The organism is Micromonospora sp. NPDC048835 (genome assembly GCF_040649995.1).
In the GTDB taxonomy this organism is placed as follows: Bacteria; Actinomycetota; Actinomycetes; order Mycobacteriales; family Micromonosporaceae; genus Micromonospora.
This window is the reverse complement of the sequence record NZ_JBEZGM010000009.1, coordinates 139,017-151,382: the sequence shown is the minus strand read 5'-3', so window position 1 is coordinate 151,382 and position 12,366 is coordinate 139,017. Positions and strand designations below refer to the sequence as shown.

Genomic DNA, 12,366 nt, shown 5'->3' with positions numbered 1-12,366 from the left:
GTCAGCCGCCGCGAGTTCTGCGCCGATCAGCCGGCTGGCGTTCCGAGCGTCACGGTGAGCCCTTCCTCAGCCGTCAGCACAGCGCCGCCGAACTCCGCCCGCGCGGCGGCCACCGCGACCGTCCGGTCGTTGCCGGGCCAGAAGTGGGTGAGCATCAGCCGCCGCGCACCCGCCCGACGAGCCCACTGACCCGCCTCGGTGGAGGTCATCAGGTTGCGGGCGGAACGACTGGTCTCGCCGTCGTGGTCGGTGGCCTCGACGATGAACAGGTCGGCGTCGCGGCCCAGCTCGGCGAGCGCGGGCATCGGCCCGGTGTCCCCGGAGTAGGCCAGCACGATGCCGTCGGCCTCGATCCGGATGCCGACGTTGGGCACGAAGTGCGGCAGCGACAGCCCGGTCAGGTCGAACGGCCCGACCCGGTAACTACCCGGCATTGGATGCAGGTCGAACACCGTGCGCAGATCGACATCGGGCTCCAGGCCGCTGAGCCGGTCGAGCACGCCGGGCGGGCAGAACAACGGCAGCCGGGGCGCCCCGGGCCGACCGTAGAGGCGCATCCGGAACAGACCGTGCAGGTCGACGCAGTGATCCGGGTGTTCGTGGGTGATGACCACGGCGTCCACCGCGCCATCGGGCCAGTGCTGGAGCAACCGCGGCAGCGTGGCATAACCCAGGTCGAGCACCAGGCGGTAGCCGTCCCAGTCCACCGCGAAACCGCTACAGGCACGGCCCGGCTCGGGAAAGGCACCACAACTGCCGAGCACGGTCACCTGTCGCATCCGCACAGCCTGCCAGAACACCAACACCGTGTCCGTCCACCAGCTCGGGGGCACGACGGCGAGGCACCCGAAGATCACGTGATGGAAAGTAGCTCTGGACGGGCTCCTGGCAGCTACTTTTCATCACCTGATCAAGCGGGAGCCTCGGACGTTGCCGAGCGGCGCGGGAACGGGGACCTCACCCCTGATGGCCTTCTCACTCAACTCGACGCGTTCCGGGTGCAGGTTGTTCTCCTGCAACGGGTGGCCGGGCGCGTTGACGCAACGCTGCCCCGACTGCGCACTACAGACCGGGCACTGAAGGAAGAAGCCGCAGGAGGGCACCAGTTCGACGCCCTGCGCCAACGCCGACCTACCGATCTTGACGATGGCGTTGTACAGGGCGGAGTCCTGGTGCCGGGCGGCGGCAGCGGCAGCCTCCCGCATCCCGTTCCAGAACTCCTCGACCGCGTTTGGTTCGTCGACGTCAACCCACATGGCCCGGGGCTGCCCGGCTCGGACCTGACTAAACCTGACCATTCGCCGCGCTCTGCCGGCGCTTCGGTGACGTGGCATCAGCACCCGACACACGTGACGTCGCATTGATCAAGGACGAGGCGTAGCTGATCAAGCGACGACATGCCGCGTGAGCTGCTGCTTCGCTTGACAGCGATGGTCGGCTGTGGACCCAGCCGACCCCGGTGGACAACCCGCCAACGGCATGATCTTGATTGGTTGCTCGACATCGGGCAGGCGCGACAATCACCCGAAAGGCTTGCTCGGCAGCGCCAACCCTGGTCGCAGCGCCTAACCTCTTCGGCATGCAACAGCTGCGTGACCTTGCCATCCGGCTGGCCTTGGATCAGCCGGTCGGCGATGACCTGCCGATGGCGGCTGCTCACGCTCTGACCCGCGGCGTCGACTCTCCGAGCTTGCGCGAGCTCGCCGGTCTTTCGAAGGGCCAGTCACGGGAGGCCGTCGACCTGTTCCTGCAGGCGATGGACGAGCTCGGCTGTCCGGTCCCGGACGAGAGCGGCGCCCGCCTGCACCGCATGCGTGAGGCAGCAGCGCACATCGTTGCGGGAGAGGGAGACCCCGAGGACTTGGCCCACGAGATCTACTGGCAGGCGTGCTACTCCGGCATGCCGGAGCTACAGGCGGTGGGTGATCGATTCTTGGAGCTGTACGCCCTATGGGGCGCAGCGGCTGACCAGGCCGAGGAAGTAGTAGCGGTCATGAAGGCAGCGGCGCGGTCGTTCCTCCGGGACTCGTCGCCCTGATCGTCACTGAGTTTGTCAGTCAGGGGGAAAAACACCGCTCGCCGTGTACCGCTCGTCGTCGTCGCCTTGGAGATTGGCCCGCAGGTCCTCGGCGAAAGACCCGAACTCGCGGTAGGGGTCACCATCGACATGACCCTTGATGTCGATCGCACCTTCGAACCAGGTCAGCGAAACCGGGCTTCCGTCCGCGCAGGTGTACTCGTAGATGGGCTGGCGGTCCTCATCCCAACCAAGCCATCCGACGACGTTGAGCGCGGGATTACCATCCGCGTAGGACTGCCATTCGGGCATGTTTATCGGCTGCCCCTCGCTCTCGTAGTACTCCTCGGCTCGGCTGATATGAATCTCGTATCCCACGCTTCCTCCACCGTAGTCGGCTCTCTTGCCAGGAGGGACGCAGGATACCGGGCAGACGGATGCTGGCCGAAGGTCGTCAGCAATGCGCTGGCGCATGACGCCCACCCGACACCATCACCAGCCGGAGCAGCAGCCACTGACAGGTACCGCGCCCGCAACTCCGCCCTGACGTGGGCAACTCTCTGCGGTCAGCGCATGTCGCTCCACCTTGATCGGCCCTGAGAGCGGCGTACCGCTGCTTCAACCCGGCTGTGCTCCGACAACTGTGTGCGACACGACTCCGTCAGGTGACGCGCGACGGGGGGTTCGGCGCTCGAACGGCGGTTCAGCCGCCGACAGACCTCCTGCAGGCCGAGTTGGGTGCACTCGATCTATGGGCTGTTGTGAGCAATAATCAGCGACGTGGATACTGTCATCGCCATCTCTCAAGTCGTTTCCACTTTAATCGTTGCGCTGGCGCTGCTGGTCGGAGCTCGCCAGGCCCGGCACGCTGGGCGGCAGGTCGAGGCGGTATACCGTTCGCAACAGGTTCAAGGAACAATGGAAGTGGTCAGGCTGATAACCTCGCCCGAAATGCGGGCCGCCGCCCGGGTGCTGCCGTCGGTCATCGAAGTGCCTTACAGTCAGTGGACCGAGGAGCAGAAGACAGCAGTCACGGTACGTGGTAACGGCTTCGATGTGGCGGGCATGTTCGTCCGTGCCAACATGGCCGACGAGAACTTCATCGTCGACAACTGGGGAGCATCCATTCTGGAGATCCGCGAGATAGCGAGCCCGCAGATCGCCGAGCTGCGAAACAGGTACCGGGTCGAAAGCTACTGGGGGAACCTGGTGTGGCTGGCAGGTCGTTGGGAGTCCCGGCGGGCATTGCGGTCAACGCGCGATTCAGCCGCCGATGCCGCTGAATCACCCTTCAGTTTGTAACGATCATTATTCGGACGGCCCGCACCCCCTCTATGTGTTCGACGTAGGTTCGGTGACGAAATTACTGTCATGCCGCTGCGCCGGTTATCGCAGAATTCCCCGATGACCGGCGCGGCGGCAGGCACGTTCTGAGGCACACCTACGCCCCGGTCCGCCAGGACGCCCTCGACGGCCTGAAGACGGCATGACTATGGTTCAGCAACCCTCGGAACGGTCGTCATTGCAGGTCAGCGACCTTGCGCCCGTCACTTGGCGTTGAAGTAGTTGGCCTCCGGGTGGTGCACCACGATCGCGTCGGTGGCCTGCTCCGGCATGAGCTGGAACTCCTCGGACAGCTCGACCCCGATCCGGTCCGCGCCGAGCAGATCCATGATCTTCGCCCGGTCCTCCAGGTCGGGGCAGGCCGGGTACCCGAACGCGTACCGGCAGCCCCGGTAGTCGTTGTGCAGGATGCCGGCCAGGTCCGCCGGGTCGTCGTGCCCCAGCGGACGCCCGTCAGGCAGGGTCAACTCGGCGCGGATGCGCTGGTGCCAGTACTCGGCGAGGGCCTCGGTGAGCTGCACGGAGAGCCCGTGCACCTCCAGGTAGTCGCGGTACTCGTTGCGGGCGAACAGCTTCGCCGCGTACTCGCTGACCGGCTGACCGACGGTGACCAGTTGCAACGCGACCACATCGAGCTGGTCGCCCTGGGGCTTGAAGAAGTCCGCCAGGCAGAGCCGCCGCTCCTGCCGCTGCCGGGGGAACGAGAACCGGGCGCGCTCCGCGTGCCCGTTCTCGTCGAGCACCACCAGGTCATTGCCTTCGGAGTACGCGGGGAAGTAGCCGTACACCACGGCTGCCTCAAGGATCTGGTCGGCGATCAGCCGGTCCAGCCAGTACCGCAGGCGCGGCCGACCCTCGGTCTCGACCAGCTCCTCGTAGGAGGGCCCGCTGCCACCCCGGGCACCGCGCAGCCCCCACTGCCCGGAGAAGGTGGCCCGCTCGTCGAGCAGCGCCGCGTAGTCGGCCATCGGCACCCCCTTGACGACCCGGGTGCCGAAGAACGGTGGGGTGGGCACCGCCACGTCGGCCGCCACGTCGGAGCGGACCGACGAGTCGTGCAGCTCCGGCAGTGACGTGGTGACCATCGAGCGTTGCCGCTCCCGGCGCGCCCGTCGGGCCGCGAGGGCCGCCTCCCGCTCCGGGTCGATCACCGGGGCGCCACCACGCTTGGCGGTCATCACCCGGTCCATCAGGGACAACCCCTCGAACGCGTCCCGCGCGTAGTGCACCTGCCCGGGGAACGTCGAGCGCAGGTCGTCCTCGACATACGCGCGGGTCAGCGCCGCCCCACCGAGCAGGACGGGCCACCGCTCCGCGACCCCGCGGGTGGCCATCTCGGCCAGGTTCTCCTTCATGATGACGGTGCTCTTGACCAGCAGCCCGGACATGCCGATCGCGTCGGCGCGGTGCTGCTCCGCGGCCTCGAGGATGGCGCTGATCGGCTGCTTGATGCCGATGTTCACCACCTCGTAGCCGTTGTTCGACAGGATGATGTCGACCAGGTTCTTGCCGATGTCGTGCACGTCGCCGCGGACTGTGGCGAGCACGATGCGGCCCTTGCCGCCATCCTCGACGGCTTCCATGTGCGGCTCCAGGTAGGCCACCGCGGTCTTCATCACCTCGGCGGACTGGAGCACGAACGGCAACTGCATCTGGCCGGAGCCGAACAGCTCACCTACCACCTTCATGCCGTCCAGCAGGATGTCGTTGATGATCGACAGCGGTGACCGGCCGCCGGCCATCGCCTCGTCCAGGTCGGCCTCCAGGCCGTTGCGCTCCCCGTCGATGATCCGCCGCTTGAGCCGCTCGTCGAGCGGCAGCGCCGCCAACTCCTGCGCCCGACTGGCCCGGGCACTTGTCACGTCGACGCCCTCGAAGAGCTCGAGGAAGCGCTGCAACGGGTCGTACCCCTCGCGGCGCCTGTCGTAGACCATGTCCAGGGCGACCTCGCGCTGCTCGTCGGGGATCTTCGCCATCGGCAGGATCTTGCTGGCGTGCACGATCGCGGAGGTCAGGCCGGCCTGCACGCACTCGTGCAGGAACACCGAGTTGAGCACCTGCCGGGCCGCCGGGTTGAGCCCGAAGGAGATGTTCGAGATGCCGAGGGTGAAGTTGATGCCGGGATAGCGGCGGGAGATCTCCTGGATCGCCTCGATCGTCTCGATGCCGTCGCGCCGGGTCTCCTCCTGCCCGGTGGCGATCGGGAAGGTCAGCGTGTCGATGAGGATGTCGGACAGGTCCATCCCCCACCTGCCGGTCAGGTCGTCGATGGTGCGCGAGGCGATGCGGACCTTGTCCGCGGCGGTACGCGCCTGCCCCTCCTCGTCGATGCACATCACCACCACGGCGGCGCCGTGCTCGCGGATCACCGGCATCACCCGCCCGTAGCGGGACTCCGGGCCGTCCCCATCCTCGAAGTTCACCGAGTTGACCACGCACCGGCCGCCGAGCATCTCCAGCCCGGCCTCGATGACCGCCGGCTCGGTGGAGTCCAACATGATGGGCAGGGTGGACGCGGTGGCGAACCGACCGGCCAGCTCGCGCATGTCCTGCGTGCCGTCGCGGCCGACGTAGTCCACGCAGAGGTCGAGCAGGTGTGAGCCGTCGCGCGCCTGACTGCGGGCGATCTCCACACAGGCCCGCCAGTCGCCGGCGAGCATGGCCTCCCGGAACGCCTTCGAGCCGTTGGCGTTGGTCCGCTCCCCCACCATCAGCACCGACGCGTCCTGGGCGAACGGCACCGGGTGGTACACCGAGGAGACGCCCGCCTCGTGCCGGGGCTCGCGGGCCGGGGCGGTGACGCCGTGCAACCGCTCGGACAGCACCCGGATGTGCTCCGGGGTGGTGCCGCAGCAGCCGCCGATCAGCCCCACGCCGTACTCGGTGATGAACCGCTCCAGGGCCTCGCCCAGCTCCACCGGGCTCAGCGGGAAGTACGCCCCGTCGGCGGTCAGCACCGGCAGGCCGGCGTTCGGCATCACCGACAACGCAATGCGGGAGTGCTGCGACAGGTAGCGCAGGTGCTCGCTCATCTCGGCCGGGCCGGTCGAGCAGTTGAGCCCGATCAGGTCCACGCCGAGCGGCTCGATCGCGGCGAGGGCCGCACCGATCTCGCTGCCGACGAGCATCGTGCCGGTGGTCTCCACGGCAACGTGACAGATGATCGGCACCGACTGGCCCAGCTCGGCCATCGCCCGCTTCGACCCGACCACGGCCGCCTTGACCTGGAGCAGGTCCTGGCAGGTCTCGATGATCAGCGCGTCCGCGCCACCGACGATCAGACCGGCCGCGTTCTCCTGGTAGGCGTCGCGCAGCGTCGAGTAGGCGGCGTGCCCGAGGGTGGGCAGCTTGGTGCCCGGACCGATCGAGCCGAGGACGAACCGGGGCCGCTGCGGGGTGCTTGCCGCGTCGGCGGCCCCCCGTGCGATCCGGGCGCCGGCCTCGGACAGCTCGCGGATGCGGTGCGGGATGTCGTACTCGGCGAGGTTGGCGAGGTTGGCGCCGAAGGTGTTTGTCTCCACGCAGTCGGCACCGACGGCCAGGTAGGCGTCGTGCACCCCGCGTACCACGTCCGGGCGCGTGACGTTGAGGATCTCGTTGCAGCCCTCCAGCCCGTCGAAGTCGTCGAGCGTGAGGTCCGCGGCCTGCAACATCGTGCCCATCGCGCCATCGGCGATGAGAACCCGCTCAGCCAGCACATCCATCAATGAAGTCCGCACCCGTTCAGGTTAGTGCGATTCGGCGGGACTCCACGACCATCCTCGAGCGATCCCCTATTGTGTCACGGGGATCACCCTGTCTGGTTCGTTCGGGTATGACCTGCTGCCGGAGTGGCTGACCGGCGCGGCCGACGGGCCGCGCACTCGCCCTGCACGTAGGCTGACGGACGTGAAGGACAACAGGGACGCCGCCGTGCCACACGGTGTGACGACCGGGCGCGGTCCCGGCGCCAGCCGCGACGAGCAGGGTGAGGTGACGGCGTGACCGAGTTCGACGGACTGCCGGTGCTGCGGTCCCCGGTGGCGATCGCCGCGTTCGAGGGTTGGAATGACGCCGCCGACGCGTCCACCGCCGCGGTCGAGCACCTGGAGCAGGTCTGGAACGCGCGGCAGATCGCCGAGCTGGATCCGGAGGACTTCTACGACTTCCAGGTCAGTCGGCCCACGATCACGATGGCCGACGGGGAGACCCGGCGGGTGGAGTGGCCGACGACCCGGTTCATGGTGGCCAGCCCGGAGGGCACCGACCGCGACGTGGTGCTGATCCGCGGCATCGAGCCGAGCATGCGCTGGCGGACGTTCTGCGAGCAGGTGCTGGAGATCTGCCACAGCCTGGAGGTGGAGCGGGTGGTGCTGCTCGGCGCGTTGCTCGCCGACGTGCCGTACACCCGACCCCTGCCGATCAGCGGCAGCGCCTCCGACGCGCAGGCCGCCGAGCGTTACCAGCTCACCCCCACCCGGTACGACGGGCCGACCGGCATCGTCGGCGTGCTGCACGACGCCTGCTCCCGCGCCGAGGTGGACGCCGTCTCGTTCTGGGTGCACGTGCCGCACTACGCCAACAACCCGCCCTGCCCGAAGGCCACCCTCGCCCTGCTGCACCGGGTCGAGGAGGTCGTCGACCTGCCGGTGCCGATGGCCGACCTCGCCGAGGAGTCCGCCGAGTGGGAGCAGCGCGTGCGCAGCGCCGCCGAGCAGGACGCCGAGCTGGGCGAGTACGTCCGCGAGTTGGAGGAACGGGTCGGCGACGAGGGCATCACCCCGTTGACAGGTGACGAGATCGCCCAGGAGTTCGAGAAGTACCTGCGCCGCCGGGGCGGTTCGGCCGGCCCCACTGCCGGCTCCTGGTAGCACCGTTTCGCTGCGGGCCCCTGGACCTTCTGGTCCGGGGGCCCGTTTTCCGCGTGTCCGGGGTAGCGCCGTCACACCCGCTAGGGCATCCTAGGAACCTAGATGTGATCAAGGAGGCGGGTGTGCAGATCAACCCCGGGGCCGCCGAGTTCCCGCACCGACAGATCGCCGCGCAGCTCAAGGCCCAGGTCCGCCGGGGCGACTGGGGGCCGGGCGAGCGACTGCCGTCCATCCCGGCCATCGCCGAGATGTTCGGCGTCGCCAAGCAGACCGTGCAACGCGCCGTCGACCAGCTGCGGGTCGAGGGCATCCTGATCACCAAACCCGGCTCCGGTACGTACGTCCGAGGCACCCGCCGCCGACTCAACCGCCTCTCCCGAGGCCGGTACGGCGGCTTCCGCGGCTACCACACCGACCTGGCCGCCCGGTACCGGCAGCAGCTCGTCTCCGTCGGGCCCGCCCCCGCCCCCGCCGAGGTCGCCGACGCCTTCGGCGTGTCCGACGGCACCAGCCTGCTCTGCCGCCGGCACCTCGTCCGCACCGACGACTCCCCCGTCGAGGTGGGCGCCTCCTGGTTCCTGCCCCGCGACACCGCCGGCACCTCACTGGAGCGCACCGAGGCGTTCGGCCGGCCGCTCTACCAGGAGGCCGAGGAAGCCACCGGGCGGCGCTACGTCTCCGCCACCGACACGATCAGCGCCCGCCAGCCGAGCCGGGAGGAAGCCGAGACCCTCCAGATCCGGCCGGACACTCCGGTGCTGCACCTGCTGCACGTCGCGTACGACGCGCACCGCAAGCCGATCGAGGTGTCCCAGGCGACCTGGCCCGGCCCGATGACCACCCTCACCGAGGAATACAAGATCCCCGGCCCGACCCCCGACCCGGAACCCGACCCCGGCCTGGTCCTGGGCTAGCGGCTACCGCCGCGCCTCGCCCCACCCCACCTACCTCGCCCCGCCCCGGCCTCGCCCCGGCCTCGCCTCACCCGTGCCTCGCCTCAGCGATCTTGCACTTTGTGTCGCCGCTTTTCCCCGACTAGCACCTTTCGCGTCGACACAAAGTGCAAGATCGGCGAGGCGAGGCACGGGGAGCGCGTCGATCAAGGAGTTGTGGTGCCTCGTATAAGGGGCGCAGCATCACATACCGGCCACCACAACTCCATGATCGACGCCAGCCGGGCGGGTAGGGGCTGAGTATGCGCGCAGGACGCCAGCCTTGCGCGCGGGGCTAAGCAGGCGCGCACGACGCCAGCCAAACGCGCAGGAAGCCAAGCAAGCGCGCAGGAGCCACCTAGGCGGGCAGGACGCCGAGCCGGTGCCTAGAGGCTAGAGGCGGATGCCGAGGAGGGCGTCCATCGTGGTCGCGAAGAGGGCCGGGGCCTCGGGGTCGTCAGTCGCGCCGGCGAGGGTCGACTCGGCCCAGCGGTCCGCCGCCGCCAGGGCGCCGGGGGTGTCCAGGTCGTCGGCCAGACGTACGCGTACCTCGGCCAGCAGCTCAGCCCCGGACGGCCCGGCGGGCGCGGCGGCGGCCCGCCGCCAACGGGCCAGGCGCTCGTGCGCGGCGGTGAGCAGGTCGTCGGTCCAGGTGCGGTCGCTGCGGTAGTGCCCGGAGATCAGCGCCAGCCGGATCGCCATCGGGTCGACCTTGTCGGCGCGCAGCCGGGACACGAAGACCAGGTTGCCGCGGGACTTGGACATCTTCTCGCCGTCCAGACCGATCATGCCGGCGTGGACGTAGTGCTCGGCGAACGGCGCCTGGCCGGTGAGCCGCTCGGCGTGCGCGGCGGAGGCCTCGTGGTGCGGGAACAGCAGGTCGTTGCCGCCGCCCTGCACGTCGATCCGGTCGCCGAGCAGGTTGAGCGCGATGACCGCGCACTCGATGTGCCAGCCGGGACGGCCCGTGCCCAGTTCGCCGCCCGGCCAGGACGGCTCGCCGTCGCGGGCGCCGCGCCACAGCAGCGGGTCCAGTGGGTCTCGCTTGCCGGCGCGGTCGGGGTCGCCACCGCGGTCGGGGAAGATCTCCAGCATCTGCTCGCGGGTCAGGTTCGACTCGTAGCCGAACCGGCCGGTGGCAGAGATGTCGAAGTAGACGTCGCCGGTGCCGTCGTCCAGCCGGTACGCGGCGCCGTCCTTGAGCAGCACCTCGACCTTGTTGGCGATGTCCGGGATCGACTCGACCGCGCCCACGTAGTGCGCCGGCGGGATGATCCGCAGCGCCTCCATGTCCTCCCGGAACAGCGCCGTCTCGCGCATCGCCAGGACCACCCAGTCCTCGCCGTCGCGGGCGGCCCGCTCCAGCAGTGGGTCGTCGATGTCGGTGACGTTCTGCACGTAGCGCACCGGACGGCCAGCGTCGCGCCACATCCGCTGCACCAGGTCGAACGTGATCATGGTGGCGGCGTGGCCGAGGTGGGTGGCGTCGTACGGGGTGATGCCGCAGACGTACATGCTGCCCGCGTCGGCCGGCTCACTCGGGTGGACGCCCTGCCGCGCCGAGTCGTACAACGCCAGTGGCTCGCCCCTGCCCGGCAGCCGTGGCACCTCGTGTCCCGCCCAAGACTCCATGGGATCAGCCTAGCCAGCCCGGCGGCGACGCCGGAGCACCCCACGGGTGATCAAGATGACAGCGGGTCACATGGGTGGCCAGGGCATCGCCGGCCAGTCCTCCGGAGGCTGCGGGAAGCGGCCGGTCTCGCGCAGCCGGTCGACCCGGGCGGCCACCTCGGCCACCTCGCTGATCGTCAGATGGTCGGCCAGCTCCGCGCCGAGCGCACCGGCGACCTGGTCGGCAAGCGCGTCGAGCATCTCCACGGCGTCGGCCGGCAGCCGCTTACCGGCCCACCCCCAGAGCACCGTGCGCAGCTTGTCCTCCACGTGGAAGCTCACCCCGTGGTCCACGCCGTAGATCCGGTCGTCGGGACCGACGAGCACATGACCGCCCTTGCGGTCGGCGTTGTTGAGCACCGCGTCGAGCACCGCGAGCCGGGCCAGCCGTGGGTCGTCGGCGTGGGCGAGGGCGTAGTCGGCGCCGTCCTCGTCCCGGGCGGCGGCGATCGGGATCCAGCGCGGCGGCAGCTCCCCGGCGGGCAGGAAACCGACGAGCGCCTCGGCGTCCTCCGGCTCGTCGATCCAGAGCTGGCAGGAGCCGGGGCCGAACGGGCCGTCGCGCAGCACGGTGGGCGGCACGAGATCCCAGCCGGTGGCCCGGGAGACCAGGTACGCCGAGACCTCCCGGCCGGCGAGGGTGCCGTCGGGGAAGTCCCAGAGGGGGCGCTCGCCACGGACCGGCTTGTAGACGCAGCGGGCGGTCAGACCGTCCAGGGTCAGGATGCCGCGCAGCGTCGTGTTCGACGCGTCGACAAGCCGACCCTCCAGATCGAGGGCGCCGTCACGCAGCAGCCGCAGCGCGGCGTCGCCGTCCTGGCGGGGCTGGAGGCCGGACGAGGTCACCGGTGGTAACCGTTGTGCCGCGGGCAGAGGTGCCCGGCGGGGTCCAACGGTTGGCCGCAGAGCGGGCACGGTGGCCGGCCCGCGTTGACCACTCGCCGGGCCCGCTCGATGAACTGGCGGGTGGCCTGCGGGGTGAGCCGGACCCGGAGCCGGTCGAGGTCCTCGTCCGGCTCCTCGTCCTCGTCGTCGTCCTCGTCGTCGTCGTCATCGCCGAGCTCGACCTCGGGCTCCACCTCGCCCGCGGCGATCGCCTCGATCACCACGGTCGCGGTGTCGACGTCGAAGGCCAGCCCGAGGGTCCCGACCCGGAACTCCTCGTCGACGGGAGTGTCCAGCGGCTCGTTGTCGCCGATCACGGGCGCCAGCTCGGGCAGGTCCACCCCGAAGCGACGCTGCGCCTCGGTGAGCAGCTCCTCCAGCTTTTCGGCGAGCAGGGACACCTGGACCTTCTCCAGCGCGACGCTGACCAGCCTGCCGCCGCCGCGGGCCTGCAGGAAGAACGTGCGCTCCCCCGGCGGCCCGACAGTCCCGGCGACGAACCGCTCCGGCGGTTCGAAGGCGTGCACCTGGTGGGTCATACCCACGACCCTATCCGGCCCGCCCTGGCGTCGCGCACCCCACCGACGCGAATCGCCGCAGCGCCGGCGCGCCCGGCGTACCAGGGGCGATACCCGGGCGTGGCGGCCTTTTCGACCTCCGCTGGCGT

At 69.7% G+C, this 12,366-nt stretch carries 11 protein-coding genes; 4 read left to right on the top strand and 7 right to left on the bottom strand.

All coding sequences use genetic code 11. The annotated features are described in order from the left end of the window. Nucleotides 1-26 precede the first annotated feature (26 nt). A complete protein-coding gene (locus AB0C15_RS13615; protein ID WP_357351560.1) occupies nucleotides 27-857 on the bottom strand; it encodes an MBL fold metallo-hydrolase in 831 nt (276 codons plus the stop codon). Between the two features lie 45 nt (nucleotides 858-902). Next, nucleotides 903-1,256: a hypothetical protein gene (locus tag AB0C15_RS13610; RefSeq protein ID WP_357351558.1), complete on the bottom strand. Its 354-nt coding sequence runs from the start codon at nucleotides 1,254-1,256 to the stop codon at nucleotides 903-905. Between the two features lie 323 nt (nucleotides 1,257-1,579). On the opposite strand from AB0C15_RS13610, the gene AB0C15_RS13605 reads away from it, so the two are divergent. Continuing rightward, the gene (locus AB0C15_RS13605; RefSeq protein ID WP_357351556.1) at nucleotides 1,580-2,038 is read left to right on the top strand and encodes a hypothetical protein; all 459 of its coding nucleotides are present in this window, start codon (nucleotides 1,580-1,582) and stop codon (nucleotides 2,036-2,038) included. A gap of 15 nt (nucleotides 2,039-2,053) precedes the next feature. On the opposite strand, the gene AB0C15_RS13600 is transcribed toward AB0C15_RS13605, so the two are convergent. Next, the gene (locus tag AB0C15_RS13600; protein WP_357351554.1) at nucleotides 2,054-2,395 is read right to left on the bottom strand and encodes a hypothetical protein; all 342 of its coding nucleotides are present in this window, start codon (nucleotides 2,393-2,395) and stop codon (nucleotides 2,054-2,056) included. Nucleotides 2,396-2,797: 402 nt separating this feature from the next. Between AB0C15_RS13600 and AB0C15_RS13595 the strand changes: the two genes are divergently transcribed. Further along, complete coding sequence (locus AB0C15_RS13595) at nucleotides 2,798-3,319, top strand: hypothetical protein (RefSeq protein WP_357351552.1); 522 nt, start codon at nucleotides 2,798-2,800, stop codon at nucleotides 3,317-3,319. 245 nt (nucleotides 3,320-3,564) lie between these two features. Here AB0C15_RS13595 and metH read toward each other — a convergent pair whose 3' ends face one another. Beyond that, complete coding sequence (metH, locus tag AB0C15_RS13590) at nucleotides 3,565-7,080, bottom strand: methionine synthase (RefSeq protein WP_357351550.1); 3,516 nt, start codon at nucleotides 7,078-7,080, stop codon at nucleotides 3,565-3,567. A 261-nt stretch (nucleotides 7,081-7,341) separates the two neighbouring features. Between metH and AB0C15_RS13585 the strand changes: the two genes are divergently transcribed. Further along, nucleotides 7,342-8,211, top strand: a complete 870-nt coding sequence (locus tag AB0C15_RS13585) for a PAC2 family protein (RefSeq protein ID WP_278139358.1) — start codon at nucleotides 7,342-7,344, stop codon at nucleotides 8,209-8,211. Between the two features lie 122 nt (nucleotides 8,212-8,333). Beyond that, nucleotides 8,334-9,125 carry a GntR family transcriptional regulator gene (locus AB0C15_RS13580; protein ID WP_357351724.1) on the top strand — a complete coding sequence of 264 codons (792 nt, stop codon included), beginning with the start codon at nucleotides 8,334-8,336 and terminating at the stop codon, nucleotides 9,123-9,125. A 411-nt stretch (nucleotides 9,126-9,536) separates the two neighbouring features. Here AB0C15_RS13580 and mshC read toward each other — a convergent pair whose 3' ends face one another. The 3 genes from mshC to AB0C15_RS13565 form a co-directional block, all read right to left on the bottom strand. Continuing rightward, complete coding sequence (mshC, locus tag AB0C15_RS13575; protein WP_357351547.1) at nucleotides 9,537-10,775, bottom strand: cysteine--1-D-myo-inosityl 2-amino-2-deoxy-alpha-D-glucopyranoside ligase; 1,239 nt, start codon at nucleotides 10,773-10,775, stop codon at nucleotides 9,537-9,539. A gap of 66 nt (nucleotides 10,776-10,841) precedes the next feature. Continuing rightward, entirely contained in the window at nucleotides 10,842-11,660 is an 819-nt protein-coding gene (locus tag AB0C15_RS13570; protein WP_357351545.1) for an SCO1664 family protein, read from the bottom strand. Further along, on the bottom strand, nucleotides 11,657-12,238 hold the full coding sequence (locus tag AB0C15_RS13565; protein ID WP_357351543.1) for a DUF3090 domain-containing protein: 582 nt from the start codon (nucleotides 12,236-12,238) through the stop codon (nucleotides 11,657-11,659). The genes AB0C15_RS13570 and AB0C15_RS13565 overlap by 4 nt, the downstream gene beginning before the upstream one ends. Nucleotides 12,239-12,366: the final 128 nt, after the last annotated feature.

Coding starts and splice junctions, on each gene's coding strand:
- mshC (WP_357351547.1), bottom strand. CDS start 10,775: ATGGAGTCTTGGGCGGGACACGAGGTGCCACGGCTGCCGGGCAGGGGC.
- AB0C15_RS13610 (WP_357351558.1), bottom strand. CDS start 1,256: ATGTGGGTTGACGTCGACGAACCAAACGCGGTCGAGGAGTTCTGGAAC.
- AB0C15_RS13565 (WP_357351543.1), bottom strand. CDS start 12,238: ATGACCCACCAGGTGCACGCCTTCGAACCGCCGGAGCGGTTCGTCGCC.
- AB0C15_RS13605 (WP_357351556.1), top strand. CDS start 1,580: ATGCAACAGCTGCGTGACCTTGCCATCCGGCTGGCCTTGGATCAGCCG.